The following is a 16415-nucleotide window of genomic DNA, read 5'->3' as shown; positions in this document are numbered from 1 at the left end:
CGGCGATTTTACGTCAACGCCCTTCCTCGTCAACAACAGGCGCTCAGCGCGACCGACTGCTAGTGGACAGGCGTGTGGAAAGTGGGCCTTTAATTCCCCGGGAGCAGCAAACGTGGGAACCGGCATCCAGCATGGACAACGCGGCGCCTTACTTCTCCACCACCGTCACCGACACCCTTGCAAACGGGCCTTGCTGGGACAACGCGGTTACCTGATGTGCGCCAACCAGCGGCAACGTGATGTTGACCGGCTCGCTACCTTGGCTGCTGGCTTGCAGGCGACCGTCCAGTAGCCATTGCACGCTGGCAGTGGTGCCCAGGGCCTGCAGGGTGATGCGCAAGGGGTTCTGGCTGTTGGGCGGTTTGCGTAGAGTGCTGCCGTCGGTAAGGCCGGCGATGCGGATGGGGTTGCTGCTGTCGAGCGAGTCGGCGGGGCAGCCGGGCTTCAGCGGCGGCACGCTGGCAGCTTGTATGTCGGTGTCGCTCAGCCACTGACTGGCCAAGGCCGGCCAACGGGCGATCGGTACCAGGCGTTCGTGGGCATCGCTACAGCCGGCGCTCAGACGTTGACCCGTGTCGTTGACGCGAAGTTTGAGCAGGCCGCTGGACCAGAGGTCGACGCCGCGTTCAGCAAAGGTCGGCGGCAGCGAGTGGTTGAGTGTCCAGGCGCTGCGGCGTTGGCGGCACAGTTCGGTGGGCGTGGCGTGGGCGGCAATGCCTAGCGGCCAGCAGATGTCGATGGCTTGTACGCTGGCCGGCTGGGTGAAGCGTGGGGTGCTGCCGGTGGTAGGCAGCATGGTGTTGACGGCAAACATTAGAGGCAGCGCAGTGAGGCTGCCGTACTGGCCTGGCGAGGGAGTGCCGTCGGGGCGGCCGACCCATACACCCATGGTCCAGCGGTCGGTGACGCCAATCGCCCAGGCATCTCGATAGCCGTAGCTGGTGCCCGTTTTCCACGCCAGTGGGGCACGTGCAGTGGCGCTGTTGTGCAACGGCATGCCAGGTACTTCGGCCGGGTTGCTGGCGAGTATCTCGCGCACGATCCACGCCGCGCCCGGTGAGAGCAGGCGGCGCTGCTGCACACTCTGCTCCGGGGTATAGCGTGGCACACCGGCCACGCCTTCATTGGCCAGAGCGCTATAGACGCCGACCAGCGCCTCCAGTTTGGCCGCCGTGCCGCCGAGGATCATCGCCAGATTCGGTTGCGCCCCCGGCGGCAGGCGCAACTGCAAACCACCGGCAGCCATCTGTGCGGCAAAACGCTCGGGGCCGATGCGGTCCAGCACGTCGACGGCCGGCACATTCAATGAGCGCTGCAAGGCCTCGGTAACGCTCACCGGACCGGCAAAGGCTTCATCGAAATTGCCCGGGCGGTAGCTGCCGAAATCCTGCGGGGCATCCACGAGCAGGCTCTGCGAATGCACCAGGCCATCGTCCAGGGCCATGCCGTAGAGGAAGGGTTTCAGGGTGGAACCGGGCGAGCGCCAGGCGCGCACCATGTCGACATGGCCCAGGCGCTGGGGGTCGGCAAAGTTGGCGGTGCCTACGTATACGCGGGCTTCTAGGCTGAGGTTGTCCATCACCAGCACGGCCGCCGAGGTGCGCGATGGCAAGCGCGCCACATAGTCAGCTACGCGCTGCTCCACCGCCCGTTGCAGCGAGGCGTCGATGGTGCTTTTAATCCGTCGCGCCTCGGGTTGCTGCTGGCGCAGGCGCTCGGCCAGCAACGCGGCGCTGAGGGGCGAACGCAGCGAGCGGGTAATGACCGGTTCCCGCGTGGCGTCCTGCACCTGGGCGGCGCTCCAGATACCCTGCTCGGCCATGCGTGCAAGCACCTTGTCACGTGCTGTCTGGGCACGGGCGGCGTGACGATCGGGGCGCAACAGGCTGGGGGCCTGCGGCAATACGGTGAGCAGCGCCGCCTCGGCGTGGGAAAGCTGACTAGCGGGCTTGCCCAGGTAAGCCCAGGACGCCGCTTCAACGCCTTCGATGGTGCCACCGAACGGCGCGTGGTTGAGGTAGAGGTCGAGGATCTCGGCCTTGGACAGATGCGCTTCCAGTTGCACGGCGCGAAACAACTGCACCAGCTTGCCGCTGTAGCTGTGGCGAATCGGCGCGATCACCCGGGCCACTTGCATGGTCAGGGTGGAGCCGCCGGAAATGATCCGGCCATGGCGCATCGACAGCAACGCGCCGCGTGCCAGGGCATAGGGATTGATGCCGGGATGCTGGTAGAACCAGCGATCTTCGTAGCCGAGCAAGGCTTGCAGGTACAGCGGCGACACCTGCTGCGCCGTGGTCTGGTAACGCCATACCCCCAAGTCATCGGCAAACGCCCGTAACGGTTTGCCATCACGGGCCAGCACCACAGTGCTACCGCTGTCGGTGCGCGGCAGTTGCAGGGGAAACAGCCAGTCGAGCAGCACCGCGCTGAGTAGCGCGGCGCCTAAGCTCAGGGCAAGAACGCGGCCGAAAAGGCGCGCTCGCTTGGCTGTCATGGGGTTTCTACCGTGAGGCTGCTCGGCGTTGAGTTACCCAGGCTGCGCAGCGCCGGGCGATACATGTCTTCCACCAGCGGCGGCGGCACCGAGTAGGTGCCCGGGGTCACAGCGCGCACCAGGTAGAACAACCGCGCGTATTCCCAACTGCGCAGTTTGACGGCGGCGGCGTAACGGTCGTCGCGGTATTCCTCGTGGACGATTTCGGCCTCGCGCTCGTAGCGCTGCATGTCGACGCCATCCACCACCACGTTGGCCCAGGCCTGCGGGCCGCTGAGGTTGAGGTTTTCCACCTCCAGGCCACCGGGCAACAGGTCGGTGACCATGGCGTCCAAAACGTCGCGTTTGGCGCGAATCTGCAGGCGCACGATCAGCGTGTCGCCCTCTTTCAGGTGGTCACCGGTCCACCGCGTGCCGTCGGTACGGTAGTAAGCGCGCTCAATCTCTATGCCATTGTCACGACGTGTCGGCGCCTGCTCACTGATGCCGGCAATATCGAAATTGACGAACACCGGAGCATCGCTCTGCGACTTCAGTTTCACCCCGCTATCGAGCTCGGCCTTGCTCAATGGGCGCGTCCAGAGTGTCGCCTTAGCCGGCGGTTGCTCAACCTTGCCACCCACTTCCAGGCTGACGGCCAACGGTACACCGTCGGTGTTGAAGGTGTGGAACACCCGGGCAATGGCAATCTGTTCCTGGGTGCTGAGGTAGTTCCAGCCCCAGCCCCAGTAGTAGCTGTCTTCATCCGCGTCGTGGATGCGGGCGGAAGCGTTACGAGCCCAGTCGGCTAGCTTGCCGTCGTAGGTCGGCGTGTTGAGGCCGTAGGTGTGCGTCAGCGCCACCATCACACCGAGGTCACGCAGTTCAGAACCGTAGTCGCCAACGTAGATCGGGCGCTGGGCGCTGAAATTGAAGGCCTCGGCAATCGCCTTCTGCCCGCGTTCGGTGTCGCCCATCAGCTTCAGAGCAATGCCCAGATGCACCAGTGGCAACGGGCTGACCAGGTCCTGACGCTGGTTGTCGTAAAGGTTGCGCATAGCGCCCAGCGAGGCACGGTTGACCCGTGCCAGCACAAAGGCGGCATAGGCCCGGTAAGCGAAGTTCAGGTGTGCACGGTAGGTGTAGTCGGTGTATTCGTCATCACCCGAAATCAGCTCATTGCTCAAGGCCTCCAGGGACTTTTGCAGCACCGCTTCCGGTATTGCGAAACCAGCATCGCGGGCATCGAGCATAAAGTCGACGACATAGGGGGTCATGTAGGGAACGATGTGCGTATCGCCGCCCCAATACGTGAAGTGGCCGTTGCCCGCCTGAAACGAGGCAATACGCGCCAGCGCCCGGCGGATGGTTTCACTGCGGGTCCAGTCGCTGTAGTCCGAGATGTTCAGACTCAGTCTGGTCTTATCATCCAGCACCAGCGCCGCATAACCGCCGCTGGTGGTTTGCTCGATACAGCCATAGGGGTAGTAACGCAGCCCCTGCAATGCCTGGCGGTAAGGCAATGGCGGCATTGTGCTCAGGCTCAGTTGGCTGTTGATGGTGCTGGCATACAGGTCGCCGGCCGCGGAGGTATCCAGCACCTGTTCCTGCTGGCCTTGCAGCGCCATCGGCACGCTGACCACGGTCTGCGGCCAGCCACTGCGAACGGCGAATTCGAAATGTCGCTGCACTTTGAAGTCGTTGATCTCGGCAACAATATCCACCTTGGCCACGTCGACCCCCGGCTGGGCCACCACCGGCATACGCAAGGTTGTGCCAGCGCCCTCCTCCAGACTGACGCTCTGCTCAGCGTCGCTGATCTCAATCAGGCCGCTGCCGCGCACGCTGACCTTGGCCACCCCGCTTTTACCGGAGAAGTTCTTCACGTCCAGGCTGATCTGCGCTTTGTCACCACCGGTCATTACCCGCGGCATGCTCGGCTCCACCAGCAACGGCGCACGCACGATCACATCAGTACTGGCGTTGCCGTAGCTCTGCTCGCCATAGGCCACAGCGGTCACCCGCAGACTGCCGTTGAAGTCCGGAATATCCAGGTGCACCATGGCCTTGCCGTGTTCGTCGAACTGCACCGGCGCGGCCAACACGTCGGCAATTTGCACACGCGGGTTCAGCCGGGTGGCTTTAGGCAGCGCCTTGTTCACCGAGTCACCGCCATAGCTCAGGCGCGCGGTGGCGCCTTCTATGGCTTCGATCACCCGGCCATACAGGTCGTAGGCTTCCACGCCCAGGGCGCGTTTACTGAACAGCCAGGTCCAGGCGTCCGGTACCGGGTAGTTGGTGATATTCAGCACACCCTGGTCGACCGCCGTCAGGCGTACATAGGCTTTCTGCCCAGCCAGACCATCGGCCTGCACGCTGACTTCCAGCGGCTCCAGCGGTTTGACTTGGGCCGGCGCAGTCAGCGTCAGGCCGATCCGCCGGTCATTGCGCTGCATGGTCACGTGCTCGATGCCGATGGCCCGCGCCGGGGTAGTGAGGTCTTTGGCGCTGCCGCCGCGGAACACCAGCACCACCACATGCACGTCTTCGCGCTCCCAGTCTTTGGTGACAGGAATGGCGAACGTGGCACCGGCCTTGGCCACGATGGGTTTGCTGTACAGCAGATGATCGGACTCCACCAGCAACAGGCCCTGGCCTTCCTGTGGAGGAGTAACGGTGACGTTCAGGGTGTCGCCGGCGCGGTAGGCGGTTTTGTCCAGCGCGACTTTGACCTTGTCCGGGCGCGCTTCCTTGCCGGCGTTTTCGTCTTCCCAGCTGTAGCCGGCGAAGAATGGAAAGGTGGTAGTGAGGTTGGTCTGTGGGTCAAACACTTGCAGGCGGTACGAACCCCAGTACACCGGGAATTCAACGTTCAGGGGTTTCCCGGCAGCTACATCAAGCTCGCGCTCTTCGAGCAGGTGCAGGTCGGCATTGTCTTGCGACTGCCAGTCATCGCCGCGGTCGCGGTACCAGTAGGAATAGCGGTCCTCTTCGAACAGGCGCACTTTCAATTTGCTGCCGGCCAGCAGCTCGCCGGCGCTGTTGGCGCGGACGATTTCGAACTTCGCCGGGTTACGCCAGCCTGGGCCTTGCTTGATGTCGAATAACGGTTTGATACCAACCAATTCGCTGGCTGGCCAGTGCACACGATTGAGGGAACGGGCAACCGCACGACCGCCGGTTTCGTACACGCTGCCCGACAACATCAATTTATAAGCGCTGTCCGCTTTCAGGCCCTCTGGCAGTGCCACGCCCTGCTCCAGCGTGCCTTCGGCGGAAAGCGGACTGTCGATGGCGTAGTCATCACTGCTGGATACCTTGGCATACGGGTCACCGAAATAGGTTCCCGGCAGCTTGGCCAGCGGGTGGCGCTCAACCTGAGCCACCAGCCTGGCGGTAAAGCGGTTGCCGGCGGCCGGGGAGCCATACAGGTAGCTGGATTTCACCTTGAGGTTGAAGGCCTGAGTCTGATCAGTGCTCGGCTGGTTGTCGCTCATTTCCAGCTTCAGGCGCTCGGGCAGAAACTCCTCGACCTGGAAATTGAACACCCCTATCGTCTGGGCGCTGGCTGGGTCCAGACGCCATTCCAGCTGCCAGGAGCCCGTCGGTGCATCGCTGGCAATCGCCTGGCTCCACTCGAACTGGTTGAGGTCTTTGGCCTCCAGTCGCACGTCGGCCAGCTTGCGCCCGTCGGGCTGCACCAGGCGGGCGAATAGTGGCTGTGCCGGCAGGGCTTTACCATCAAAATCGCGCAGCAAAGCCGAGACATTCGGCGTTTCACCGGGGCGATAAAGGTCGCGACTGGACCAGGTGAAAATCTCCACCGGCGCCTGCGGGCGGCCACTGATATCGAAGTTGGAGACATCCAGCGCCGGGCGATTGAACGGCAGCACGGAGATTTCCTTTTCACGCCGGGCGATCAGCACGTCATTGCGGTCGATCTTGTGCTTGACCAGTACATTACCGTCCTTGTCGGTCTTGCCACTGAACTGGGTGGCGCCTCGCTGGTTGTCGACGCGAACTTCGACGCCAGCCACCGGTTTACCGGTTTGCAACGAGGCCACATGCAGCAAGGCGCTGTCTTGGTACATGCGCACGTGCAGGCCCAGGTCGCTGACGTAGAAAATACTGGTGCTGTAGCCGCTGCTGTAGTTGCTGCCTTGTTTCATCACCGCAACGTATACGCCAGGCTCGGCCAACTGCGGCACGTTCTGGACAGGGATATAGCTCTGGGTGCGCACATCGGTCTTGCCGTTCAGTGCGTAGTGATTGGCGTATACCGAGGTACCCAGGTCGCTGAAGGAACTCAGCACCGAGCGCTCACCGCAAGTGATATAGCCATCGCCCAGGCCGTAGCTGATGCCGGACTTATTGTTGGGGTACAGGCAGAACAGCGAAGACAACGCGTCTTCGCGCACCCGATAGAACTCGATATCGGCGCTTTGCACATTGGTGAACACCACCGGCAAACCACGGCTGCCGCGCGCCGGCAACACACTGCCGGTAGAGGCAAATGCCAGCGACGGCAAGGCCCCACCGGCTTCTACGTCGAGCTCCACGGCGGCGCCCAGCCTGGTGCCATCGGCGGCCAACACGTCACCATCCACCCGCAGTTTGAACGTGCCTTTGGGCGCCACATTGGGGAAAATCAGGCTCTTGCCATCATCACTCACCCCCCAGTTACCGTAGAGCCCCCGGCGCTCCCCCTGAGTAATCCGGACCAACCGGGCGAACTCCTGGACCTGCTTCAGCGGCCGATTGAAGTACAGCACGATGGCCGCATTGCCACTGCGCTGCTCCCCCGCCGCCTTGGCCACGCCAAAGGGCTGCTCGGCTGCAGCTTTTTGCCCTTCCTTTATTACCGGTTGCGCTGCAGCCTCGGTGGCGCTCCCCGCTTCAACCGGCGCGGCTAGCGCCTGGCCCGCCGCAAGACCCCACGCACCCACTACTGCCAACAACGCCAAGCCCAACAAACGACCACGCACGCGACCGCCAGACGATACCTTCGCCATAGTTTTTTCCATTAAATAAGCAGCAGGGCTCACACCAACGCGCAGAGCGTCGAGTGCTAAAGGGGGGGTAGAGAAAACGGATTTACCGCAGGGTGAGACAAACAACGGGTACCGCAAACGCCTAGCCATCCATCCGTGGATCACGCACATCTTGGGGGGATTCCATTGCCAAACAGGTGCCTTTCAGCCCCCTCCATGGGGAGCGAATGCGGGGCAAATTATTGCATAACGGCATGCCGATACAACGCTGGGCAGGTGCGGCGAGTGATGAATTTAAGTAATCAGCCAGTATGTTTGCAGACGCTTTTACCGCACGCGGCAACGTGCCGCCCAACGCTTTAGCCAATCCGTTGCATCCACCGGATGAGCCCACAGCGGTTTACCGCCTTTCATCAAAAGCTGCCCCAGACCAGAAGCGGACATCTCAAGCAGAAAAAATAAATCCGCCCCCTTTGTTTTCAATCGCCGGCAACTGCTGCGCGTACCCGATCGCGAAACTGCTCGGCGTCGGGCTCGACCCAGCCCGGCTGCCAGAACAGTTTGTCCAGATGTACCACCGACAGTCCCAGGCGCGAACCGAGCGTGCGCGCGAGGGTGGATTTGCCGCTACCGGCGTTGCCCAGAATCACAATCCGTTGCATGGGGAGCTTCCTGTGGGCGAAAAAAGGCCGGCGATTTTGCCGGTTTTCGGGAGTGTGTCAACGGCCGCAACCAATGTCGCGCCCAGCCCTAAAACGTTCTGTCATCTGCACCCGGTAGCGTGGCCGCCTTCTGCGTTGAAAAGCGCAGCGCAGAGCCCCCTGGCACCAACTTTGCTTTGAAAAAATCTGACGACCTGGACAGTTGACGAAAGGATTCGTCGAAAACAACGCACGACGAACTGGCCGTTTTAACGGCCCATCACAGCAACCCATTTGGATTTCCCATGGACGTTATAAATCCTGGCCCGCAGCTGCGTTACACAATCCTTATTCTGACCTCGGTGTTGTGCTTTGCCGTGACGTTGCTCGCCGCTATGAAAGCGTCGGTTTACGGTCACCTCTACGGGCAACTTCGCTGGGTCGTCCTGCCACTGCTGAGCTTGGCGCCCCTCCTAGTCTGGCTACTGTGCAAGCCCATGCGAAATCCGGACTTCATTGATTTCAGTCGGCAGTTCTATACCGCGATGTTCACGGCCATCGTGCTTGCCCTGGTGGCGCTTATCCCAATAAACCTGCTATCCCCGCAGTTCGTTTCCGCCCGCTCCTATCGCAGTATTTCTGGCTCTTTCGTGTTTCTGCTGATTGGCGGCTGGCTGTGGCGTGTCGCCGTTTTACGGCGCTATCTGAAAAAATCTCAGCTACTGGAGCGCAGGAGCTAAACCGATCTGCGCTTGGGATGCGTTGAGAAACATTGTGGGTGGTTCAGCGTGCCACCTCGCCTCTTTTGTCCCGCCAAAACGCTGCGGCTGCATGGATGCATCGATGGCCCGTATCGGGCCGTTTTCTGCCGTCCATAAACAACGGACCCAGACCAGAAGCGGACATCTCGGGTAGGGAAAATAGACCCACCCCATTTGTTTGCCCGATAGGATCAGGCAAGACTCAAATTCAATCCGGCATAGTTCCACACCCTCCTTCGCCCTAGCATGGCCGCACCTTATTGCTTCTGGAGTGCGTCGTATGCGTGCAGAAAAAACCCTCTTTATCACCGGCGTCAGCAGCGGTTTTGGCCAAGCCTTGGCTCAAGAAGCGCTCGCCCAAGGCCATCGTGTGATCGGTACCGTTCGCAGCGAGGCCGTGCTGGCAACGTTCGAGGCGCTCTCGCCCGAACGGGCTCATGGCGTGGTGTTGGACGTTACCGATTTCGATGCCATCGACGCAGTGGTCGCCGCCGTCGAGCAACAGCACGGCCCGGTGGATGTACTGGTAAACAATGCGGGCTACGGCCATGAAGGGATTTTCGAGGAGTCTTCACTGGCGGAAATGCGCCGCCAGTTCGACGTCAATGTGTTCGGCGCCGTGGCCGTTACCAAGGCGTTTGTGCCGTATTTTCGCCAGCGTCGGGCTGGGCGCATCGTCAATATCACGTCCATGGGTGGCTCCATCACCATGCCGGGCATTGCCTTTTACTGCGGCAGCAAATTTGCCCTGGAAGGCATTTCCGACACCCTGAGCAAGGAGCTGGCGCCCTTCAATATCTGGGTCACGGCCGTGGCGCCTGGCTCGTTTCGCACCGACTGGGCGGGCCGTTCGATGCACCGTACGCCGCGCAGTGTCAGTGACTACGACGCGAGCTTCGACCCGGTGCGCAAAGCCCGTGTCGAAAAAAGCGGCCATCAACTGGGCGACCCGCAGAAAGCCGCACGCGCGATGTTGACCCTTATCGACAGCCCGACTCCGCCTGCGCATTTGCTGCTGGGCAGCGACGCGGTGGCGCTGGTGCGTGACAAGCTGCGCCACACGGCAGAGAGTATTGAGCAATGGGAGGCGCTCAGCCGTTCTACCGATGGTTGAGCTGTGATACGAAACAAGGTGCAGTCGATGACTAAAGCCAAAGACCCTTGCACGGTTCAGATGGTGCAGTTGATGGAGCAACTGGCGCCGCTGGAGGGCTACAACCTGAGCCCGCTGGATGACGTGCGCTTTCTGCGTTCCAACCGGCCGCTGACGCGCACGCCGGTGCTATACGAACCGGGCATCGTCATCCTCTGCCAGGGCCGTAAACGCGGCTACCTGGGTGATGACGTTTACATCTACGACGCCCAGCATTATCTGGTGGTATCGGTGCCCGTGCCCTTCACCATGGAGACCGACGCCAGCGCGGCAGAGCCGATGCTGGCGGTGTACCTGCGCCTGGACTTCACCCTGGCCGGCGAGTTGATTCAGCAAGTGGATGAACTGCGCGCCTTTGAGGCGGCTGAGCCAATGGGCATGTACGCCTCGCCCATGGACGAGGCACTGCGCCAGTCAACCCTGCGCTTTCTCCAGGTCATGAGCGACAGCACCGACGCACGCCTGCTCGGCCCGGCCATGGTGCGCGAACTCTACTATCGCATCCTCTCCGGCGAACAAGGCGGTACCCTGCGCGCCGCCCTCGCCCAGCAGGGCCAGTTTGGCAGAGTGACCCGCGCCATTCACAAAATCCACAGCTGTTACCACGAACACCTGGATGTCGACACCCTGGCCCAGGAAGCGCAGATGAGCGTGCCCAACTTTCATCTGCACTTTCGCAAGGTGACCGACTCCTCGCCGATGCAGTACCTCAAGTCGACACGCTTGCATCAGGCGCGCCTGTTGATGCTGCGCAACGACCTCACGGCCGCCAAGTCCGCCTTTCTGGTCGGCTATGAAAGCGCCTCGCAATTCAGCCGCGACTTCAAGCGTCTGTTCGGCCGCACACCCTTGGCGGAAGTGGCGTGGATGAAGCGCGCCTATGCCCTGCCCGCACCAACGAGCCCGTCACCGTTCGTGTCATCGCACTGACGTTTGCTCGCACTCGGCACTGTCGGCATTCGTGCGGCGGGATAAAAGCAAACCTGTGTTTTGCTTATTTCGCCCTGTAACCTGCCGGCCAAACGATCAGAGTGCAGTGTATGTACATAGGTGAACTGGCCAAGCTCGCGCGCTGCACGCCAAAGGCTATTCGGTTGTATGAGCAGATGGGGCTGATTACCCCTCAGCGTGTCGGCAGCTATCGGCGTTACAGCGCCCACCATGTGAAGCTGGTGCAAATGATCCGCCAGGCCCAGGCCGTGGGTTTCAAACTGGGGGAAATGCGCGAGCTGCTAGCCGCCAAGCAGCATCAGGCACCCTTCCCCCTGGTCCTGGCCAATCAGGGCATCGAAGCCAAACGTGTGGAGCTGCAAACCCAGATCCAGGCCCTGCAAAATCGCCAGGAGCAACTGACCCGCTTGCAGCAACAACTCTACGAGCAATTCGGCCCCGGGCCAGACGTCAGCGCGCCAACAAGTGCATGAACGCTTGCGCCAAGGCCTCCTGCGCCGGGCGTGGCTGGTAGCCGAGTTCGCCGACCGCTTTATCAATGCAGTAACGTTGCTGCACGCCATAAAACATCCGCACCTGGCTGCGCAGCAGTTCGGCGGGTTTGCCGGTGTAGGTGGCGAGCTGCTCTTGCAGCCAGGCGATCAGCAGGAGCAGCGCCTTGGGTGCCCGGGCAGGCAAACGGTAGCCGGGGCAACAGGCGTTGAGCGCCGTTATCACCTCGGCCAGAGATGACGACTGCCGATTGGCCAGAATGTAGCGTTGGCCAGGGCGACCGTTCTCAGCCGCGCGTATCAGGCCGTCGGCGACGTCACGAACATCGACAAAATTGAAATGGAAGTTCGGGTCCAGCGCCAACTTGCGCTCGAGCACCGCAGCCAGAAAGGCCATGGTGTCAGTCAGCCGCGTGGCATTCGGGCCGATGATGGCTGAAGGCAATACGGCGACCATCGACAGCTCAAGGGCTTGCGCGGTTTCCCACGCTGCGCGCTCCGAGAGAATCTTTGAGAGGTAGTACGGATTCTGCTGGTCAGTGTTCCAGTGGGTTTCATCCAACTGCTGGCCGTTGTGCCCCACGGCTGCCACCGAGCTGACATACACCACCCGCTTGACCCCAGCCTCCGCAGCAGCGCGCAGCACATTACGTGTGCCCTGCACATTGACCTCGACGATTTCAGCGTAGGGGTTTTTCGCCCAGTGTTTGAACACAGCGGCCACCTGGTACAGCACGTCCACGCCTTGCAAGGCCTGGCGCAGCGAGCCCGGATCAAGCAGCTCGGCACGCACCACATCGCAGCCGAGCGTATTCAATTGCGTGGCGTGTTGCGGATCACGAACGCCTGCCCGGACCAACTGCCCGCGGGCGAGCAGCTCCCTGACCAGGGTGTTGCCCAGATGCCCATTGGCACCGGTGACCAGCGATAACGGTTGCATAGATAGCCTTATCCACTCGGTGTGGAACTGGAAACAGATAAGGCAGCGTGAGGGTTGCCCTTAGGGGCAGAGTCAAGGGTGAGAATTAGCCGATTGCAGCCGGTCATCGCGGGCTGCAATCGACCGAAGCGGACTCTTTTCACTCAAAGTTTAAGATCAAAAGCTCGCGGCTAAAGCCCCTCCCACAATGGATCGCGACTCCCTGTGGGAGGGCTTTGGCGCGAGCTTTTTGCTTTTTTTCAACAGCACTCAACGGTCCACTCCTGGCTAGATTTCAACTGTTCACGATAGGCAGCTGTCGGCCAAAGCAGACCGTTTCCTCATTGGTAAACGGTTGAAGGACAAAATAGGTAAGCGCAGTGCAGAGGCCTGGCTTTAAAACAGGCCGCTGCTAGCGAAACGCTGCCCAGGCTAGTTAGGCACCAGGTCGATGCTGCCGCATCGGGTGCCTTTGGTGGCGATCATATCCACCCGTCTGTCCCGGTTGATCGCGACGCGCATTTCGCAGTTGCCCTGGTTAAATACGTCACCCCAGTATTCCTGATGCACCAACTGCCCATTCATGGGGCCGGTGTAGGTACCGAGGGCTTCGCGAGACGTGTACGAGGTGTCGTAGCCATACACCAGTACCACCCACTGTTTGTCGGTCATGCCGCCGATCTGCTGCGGCCCGCCAAAGTAGTCGATGACTTCAGAAACAGGCCGGTTCTTCCAGTAATTACGAGCCATTGTGTCTGGGACGTTCATCCCCGCGCAGCCACTCAGCAGCATGCCTGTCATTCCGAGCGCGATGATTCTTTTCATTTCACGTTCTCCACCGAACCACCGGTTCCCGGCTGAGGCATCAGGTCGAATGCTTCATCGATCTTCTTCAGGATGGCTTCTTTCGACTCTTGACGTGCCTGACTGATAAAAATCGCGCTCGACTGCGCTTCCAAGGTCGAAACCGGCATCTTCCCAAGATGGTGGTACGCACTGTTCGCCGAACGTTGATCAGGCTTGCAGACAAAGTCCTGGCTCTTGATCATCCAGTCTTCCGGCTTTTTGAGCCATTCACCCTGCACATCCTTGCCGGACCAGGTGTTGCCCCAGTCGTCATGCACCTGGATGTTGGTGACGCGTGCTCTTTTCTTGGCACAGTCCACTTCGATATCGAAGAAACCGATCCATGCTGCGCCTCCCTGCCGACTTTCCGCCTGGAAAACACCCGCCGTGCGAATGCCTCCAGGGCGACTGGCAGTATTCCCCGCACGATCATCGATGTAGTAAATGTGACGGTATCCAGACGCCTGTTGCTCCTGATGGACGATCCAGAAGTCGCCGCTAGGCGGGACATCCGCCTGCGCGCAAAACGAAGTGCTTAGGAGCAAGGCAGGCAGTAAATGCTTGAGAGAAGGGCACATGGCGACAATCCTTTGCTGTTGAGACCTGCGCAGGGCAAAAGCCCTACGCCCAGAGGTGCCCTGAATCTAATGGTGGGGTTGGAAATGGGTCAAGGCTGCTGTGCCGTTTCTACCAACCAGGTCAGTTTTTGGGTGTGCCGATGACGCGGATGACAGAAGTGGAAAAGGGGATGAGGGAAAAGGGGACGGATCCTTTAACCTGCTCTAAATTAGAGCAGCTAAATAAATCTGTCCCCTTTGATGTTCCACATTCGTTGAACGCACGAGCAGGTCATGCACAGGATAAAAACGGTTCTTCTCACCAGCGCGTTAACGCTCGCTTTTTTGCCCAGCGCCGCACACAGCATTGAGCCTTACAGTTGCAGAAATGGTTTTTTTCCCGCCGAGGGGAAAAACACCCAGCTGTACCGCGTGAGCAGTCAACAGCCTGTGCACTTTTTCAAGGACGACAAGGGCTGTCCCGACTCAGCGGCATGCAAACAAAAGGCGTACATCGTTGAAGGCGATAACGTTCTGATTAGCAAGGTCGACAGCAGTTGGGCGTGTGCGTGGTATCAGGGAAAGAAACGCGAAACGGTAGGCTGGATTGAGGCCGAAAAAATTCAGCCAGCCGACGACCCCTTGCCGGCAACCAGCGATTGGCTAGGTACCTGGACGGCCCCGGCAAGCTCGATAAAAATTGAACGGCAAACACAGGAGCAACTGCGCGTCACCGGCAACGCAACCTGGGGATCTGGCGCCAGCACCAATGTTGGGGAAATCGACGGAACCCTTCTGCTACAGGGCCGTTACGCCGTGACCAAGGACGGCGAAGATGCATTCGCGTGTGTGGTTGAATTCACACGGGTTGGCCGGTTTCTGATCGCCCATGACAACAACAATTGCGGGGGCATGAATGTGAGTTTTGACGGTGTGTACGTCAGAAGTCAGTAGTGCTGGTCCGTAGTGCAAAGGCCAGCTGAGAAAGAGGACGGATTTGGTTTTCCGATCTAGCTTTCTAGCTGACGGCCTTTGAAGCATGAAAAAAATCCGTCCCCATTTTGTCCCTCCTCGGCTCTTGCAAGCCTGCTTTTCGGTGAGCCGACAAAAACTCAGCACGCAAACGTGCTCTTCTCGGATTACGGATAACCACTCATGCACCTCTTCTCAAAAATCGTTGGCGTCAGCCTGCTGATGTTGGCAGGCCCACTCCAGGCCGCCGAGGCACAGCCGGCGGTAAAGGCCGCCACCGAAGACAAGGCTGAAGTTCTGGAGCAAAAAGCCGCAGAGCAGAGCAGCCTGAAAGCCTCTCCTCAAGCGACTCCGCTGAGCAAAACCGAGGTTCAGGCCGTGGACCCCGCAGGGAAAGCGCCAATGGACGACGCCATCACTTGCCTCTCCCGGACTATCTACTGGGAAGCCAAAGGCGGTGCGAGCGAAGATATGGAAGCGGTGGCGAGCGTCGTTCTGAACCGCCTAGGTCATGAAGGTTTTCCCGACACGGTGTGCGAAGTGGTCAAGCAGGGCTCAGAAAAAAGTCCTTGTCAGTTTTCTTGGTGGTGTGACGGCCGGTCCGATCAGGTTGAGGAGGAAAGCCGCTACTCCATCGCCAAAGAAATCGCGCGCAAAGCGCTCAATCAGGAACTGCCAGACAGCACCAATGGTGCGCTGTTCTTCCTCGACCGCAGCTCCTCTCTGGATTGGTCCAAGACCTACATCAAGACCAAGGAAATCGGCAGTTTCATGTTCTACAAACCCAAAAGTGTGGCAGCGCATTAGTCGCACCGTGGACGGGTTCAGAATGCGTGGCTGTTTCTGGCCAATTGTGGTCGTGCATGACAGGCGGCTAGCGGCCAGAAGCTGTCGTTTGGGTAAAGGAAATGGATCTGTCCCGCTTAAACCCGCACTGTTTTTCTTCGGCGATATCAGGCACCTTGCTCGCCAACTCTCAAGTTGCCCCACTAAGATGAAGTCCCGCGAGTCCCGCCTTTCCAATCGCATTCTTATAGCCACTGCGGTGTTGTTTGCAGCAGCGCTTTTTTGGCTGTCGGCGTCTGCCTTGATTGCCTCATTGATCACCGGAAAAGTTTGGTTAAGCTTGGTCGCGGCGAGCGTATTCATCGCCGACAAAGGATACATGTGGCTTTGTAGGCGCAACGCTAGAGAGTAGTGATCTTCTAGCGCCCCTTATCCACGCGCTGTTGGAGTTTCCCGAATGACGCTTTTTTTAGTGTTCGGCTGCTTGCTTGCAGTCTGGGTGTATTTCCAGATGAGGCAAGCGAGTCGTGAGAGAAAGGCTGACTTTGAAGCGGCGCTGGCGCTCTTGGAGGTTGGCAGTTACGAATTGCTCTTAGATAAAATGATGCCGTCAAACGGAAACTCAGCACACCAGACTTATCGAATTCTGCGTAGCTCCGACGATCGTTATTTCCTCTATCTCCACACACCGAAGTCGCCAGGTGTGCTCAAGCCGCTTACGAAGGAACGGGCGCTTCTGGCGGCAAAGCTGAATAGTTAGCCATCGGACTGTTTCCTCGCTCGAAAACCTTTGCTGTATGAGGTTGCAGCCGTTCACGGTCGAGAGTCGAAGGAGGAAACAGTCACCCGCCATTATCTGTTTACAGTCCAG

At 60.0% G+C, this 16415-nt stretch carries 12 protein-coding genes and 1 pseudogene; 7 read left to right on the top strand and 6 right to left on the bottom strand.

Features of this window, described 5'->3' with window-relative positions; translation table 11 throughout:
* Positions 1-148 precede the first annotated feature (148 nt).
* From pbpC to C8K61_RS02935, 3 genes and pseudogenes are all read right to left on the bottom strand, one after another.
* Complete coding sequence (pbpC, locus tag C8K61_RS02945) at positions 149-2497, bottom strand: penicillin-binding protein 1C (RefSeq protein WP_108094669.1); 2349 nt, start codon at positions 2495-2497, stop codon at positions 149-151.
* Positions 2494-7488, bottom strand: a complete 4995-nt coding sequence (locus C8K61_RS02940) for an alpha-2-macroglobulin (protein WP_108094668.1) — start codon at positions 7486-7488, stop codon at positions 2494-2496. Before C8K61_RS02940 ends, pbpC begins: the two co-directional genes overlap by 4 nt.
* A 461-nt stretch (positions 7489-7949) precedes the next feature.
* Positions 7950-8129: pseudogene (locus C8K61_RS02935) on the bottom strand (AAA family ATPase); the annotation flags it as partial.
* A 284-nt stretch (positions 8130-8413) separates the two neighbouring features.
* Between C8K61_RS02935 and C8K61_RS02930 the strand changes: the two are divergent.
* The 4 genes from C8K61_RS02930 to C8K61_RS02915 all read left to right on the top strand — a co-directional run bounded on the left by C8K61_RS02930 (position 8414) and on the right by C8K61_RS02915 (position 11446).
* Positions 8414-8848: a hypothetical protein gene (locus C8K61_RS02930; protein ID WP_108094667.1), complete on the top strand. Its 435-nt coding sequence runs from the start codon at positions 8414-8416 to the stop codon at positions 8846-8848.
* A gap of 301 nt (positions 8849-9149) precedes the next feature.
* Positions 9150-9983 carry an oxidoreductase gene (locus tag C8K61_RS02925; RefSeq protein ID WP_108094666.1) on the top strand — a complete coding sequence of 278 codons (834 nt, stop codon included), beginning with the start codon at positions 9150-9152 and terminating at the stop codon, positions 9981-9983.
* 27 nt (positions 9984-10010) lie between these two features.
* A complete protein-coding gene (locus C8K61_RS02920) occupies positions 10011-10952 on the top strand; it encodes an AraC family transcriptional regulator (protein WP_108094665.1) in 942 nt (313 codons plus the stop codon).
* A 110-nt stretch (positions 10953-11062) separates the two neighbouring features.
* Positions 11063-11446 (top strand): MerR family transcriptional regulator, encoded by a 384-nt coding sequence (locus C8K61_RS02915; protein ID WP_108094664.1) that lies wholly within the window; start codon positions 11063-11065, stop codon positions 11444-11446.
* Here C8K61_RS02915 and C8K61_RS02910 read toward each other — a convergent pair.
* The 3 genes from C8K61_RS02910 to C8K61_RS02900 all read right to left on the bottom strand — a co-directional run bounded on the left by C8K61_RS02910 (position 11424) and on the right by C8K61_RS02900 (position 13807).
* Complete coding sequence (locus C8K61_RS02910) at positions 11424-12404, bottom strand: NAD-dependent epimerase/dehydratase family protein (RefSeq protein ID WP_178086411.1); 981 nt, start codon at positions 12402-12404, stop codon at positions 11424-11426. The two genes, C8K61_RS02915 and C8K61_RS02910, sit on opposite strands and share 23 nt — an antisense overlap.
* A 411-nt stretch (positions 12405-12815) precedes the next feature.
* Entirely contained in the window at positions 12816-13208 is a 393-nt protein-coding gene (locus tag C8K61_RS02905; protein WP_108094663.1) for a hypothetical protein, read from the bottom strand.
* Entirely contained in the window at positions 13205-13807 is a 603-nt protein-coding gene (locus C8K61_RS02900; RefSeq protein ID WP_108094662.1) for a hypothetical protein, read from the bottom strand. Before C8K61_RS02900 ends, C8K61_RS02905 begins: the two co-directional genes overlap by 4 nt.
* 273 nt (positions 13808-14080) lie before the next feature.
* Here C8K61_RS02900 and C8K61_RS02895 point away from each other — a divergent pair, with 273 nt between their 5' ends.
* The 3 genes from C8K61_RS02895 to C8K61_RS02885 all read left to right on the top strand — a co-directional run bounded on the left by C8K61_RS02895 (position 14081) and on the right by C8K61_RS02885 (position 16304).
* Positions 14081-14740: a hypothetical protein gene (locus C8K61_RS02895; RefSeq protein WP_108094661.1), complete on the top strand. Its 660-nt coding sequence runs from the start codon at positions 14081-14083 to the stop codon at positions 14738-14740.
* Between the two features lie 201 nt (positions 14741-14941).
* Positions 14942-15565, top strand: coding sequence for a cell wall hydrolase (locus C8K61_RS02890; protein ID WP_108094660.1), 624 nt, complete (start codon positions 14942-14944; stop codon positions 15563-15565).
* Positions 15566-16001: 436 nt separating this feature from the next.
* The gene (locus C8K61_RS02885; protein WP_108094659.1) at positions 16002-16304 is read left to right on the top strand and encodes a hypothetical protein; all 303 of its coding nucleotides are present in this window, start codon (positions 16002-16004) and stop codon (positions 16302-16304) included.
* Positions 16305-16415: the final 111 nt, after the last annotated feature.

The organism is Pseudomonas sp. GV071 (genome assembly GCF_003050835.1).
GTDB lineage: Bacteria > Pseudomonadota > Gammaproteobacteria > Pseudomonadales > Pseudomonadaceae > Aquipseudomonas.
This window is presented reverse-complemented; position numbering and strand designations above follow the sequence as displayed.

Bases quoted from the DNA above. Each gene is read 5' to 3' on its own strand.
- pbpC (WP_108094669.1), bottom strand. From the start codon at position 2,497: ATGACAGCCAAGCGAGCGCGCCTTTTCGGCCGCGTTCTTGCCCTGAGC.
- C8K61_RS02940 (WP_108094668.1), bottom strand. From the start codon at position 7,488: ATGGCGAAGGTATCGTCTGGCGGTCGCGTGCGTGGTCGTTTGTTGGGC.
- C8K61_RS02930 (WP_108094667.1), top strand. From the start codon at position 8,414: ATGGACGTTATAAATCCTGGCCCGCAGCTGCGTTACACAATCCTTATT.
- C8K61_RS02925 (WP_108094666.1), top strand. From the start codon at position 9,150: ATGCGTGCAGAAAAAACCCTCTTTATCACCGGCGTCAGCAGCGGTTTT.
- C8K61_RS02920 (WP_108094665.1), top strand. From the start codon at position 10,011: ATGACTAAAGCCAAAGACCCTTGCACGGTTCAGATGGTGCAGTTGATG.
- C8K61_RS02915 (WP_108094664.1), top strand. From the start codon at position 11,063: ATGTACATAGGTGAACTGGCCAAGCTCGCGCGCTGCACGCCAAAGGCT.
- C8K61_RS02910 (WP_178086411.1), bottom strand. From the start codon at position 12,404: ATGCAACCGTTATCGCTGGTCACCGGTGCCAATGGGCATCTGGGCAAC.
- C8K61_RS02905 (WP_108094663.1), bottom strand. From the start codon at position 13,208: ATGAAAAGAATCATCGCGCTCGGAATGACAGGCATGCTGCTGAGTGGC.
- C8K61_RS02900 (WP_108094662.1), bottom strand. From the start codon at position 13,807: ATGTGCCCTTCTCTCAAGCATTTACTGCCTGCCTTGCTCCTAAGCACT.
- C8K61_RS02895 (WP_108094661.1), top strand. From the start codon at position 14,081: ATGCACAGGATAAAAACGGTTCTTCTCACCAGCGCGTTAACGCTCGCT.
- C8K61_RS02890 (WP_108094660.1), top strand. From the start codon at position 14,942: ATGCACCTCTTCTCAAAAATCGTTGGCGTCAGCCTGCTGATGTTGGCA.
- C8K61_RS02885 (WP_108094659.1), top strand. From the start codon at position 16,002: ATGACGCTTTTTTTAGTGTTCGGCTGCTTGCTTGCAGTCTGGGTGTAT.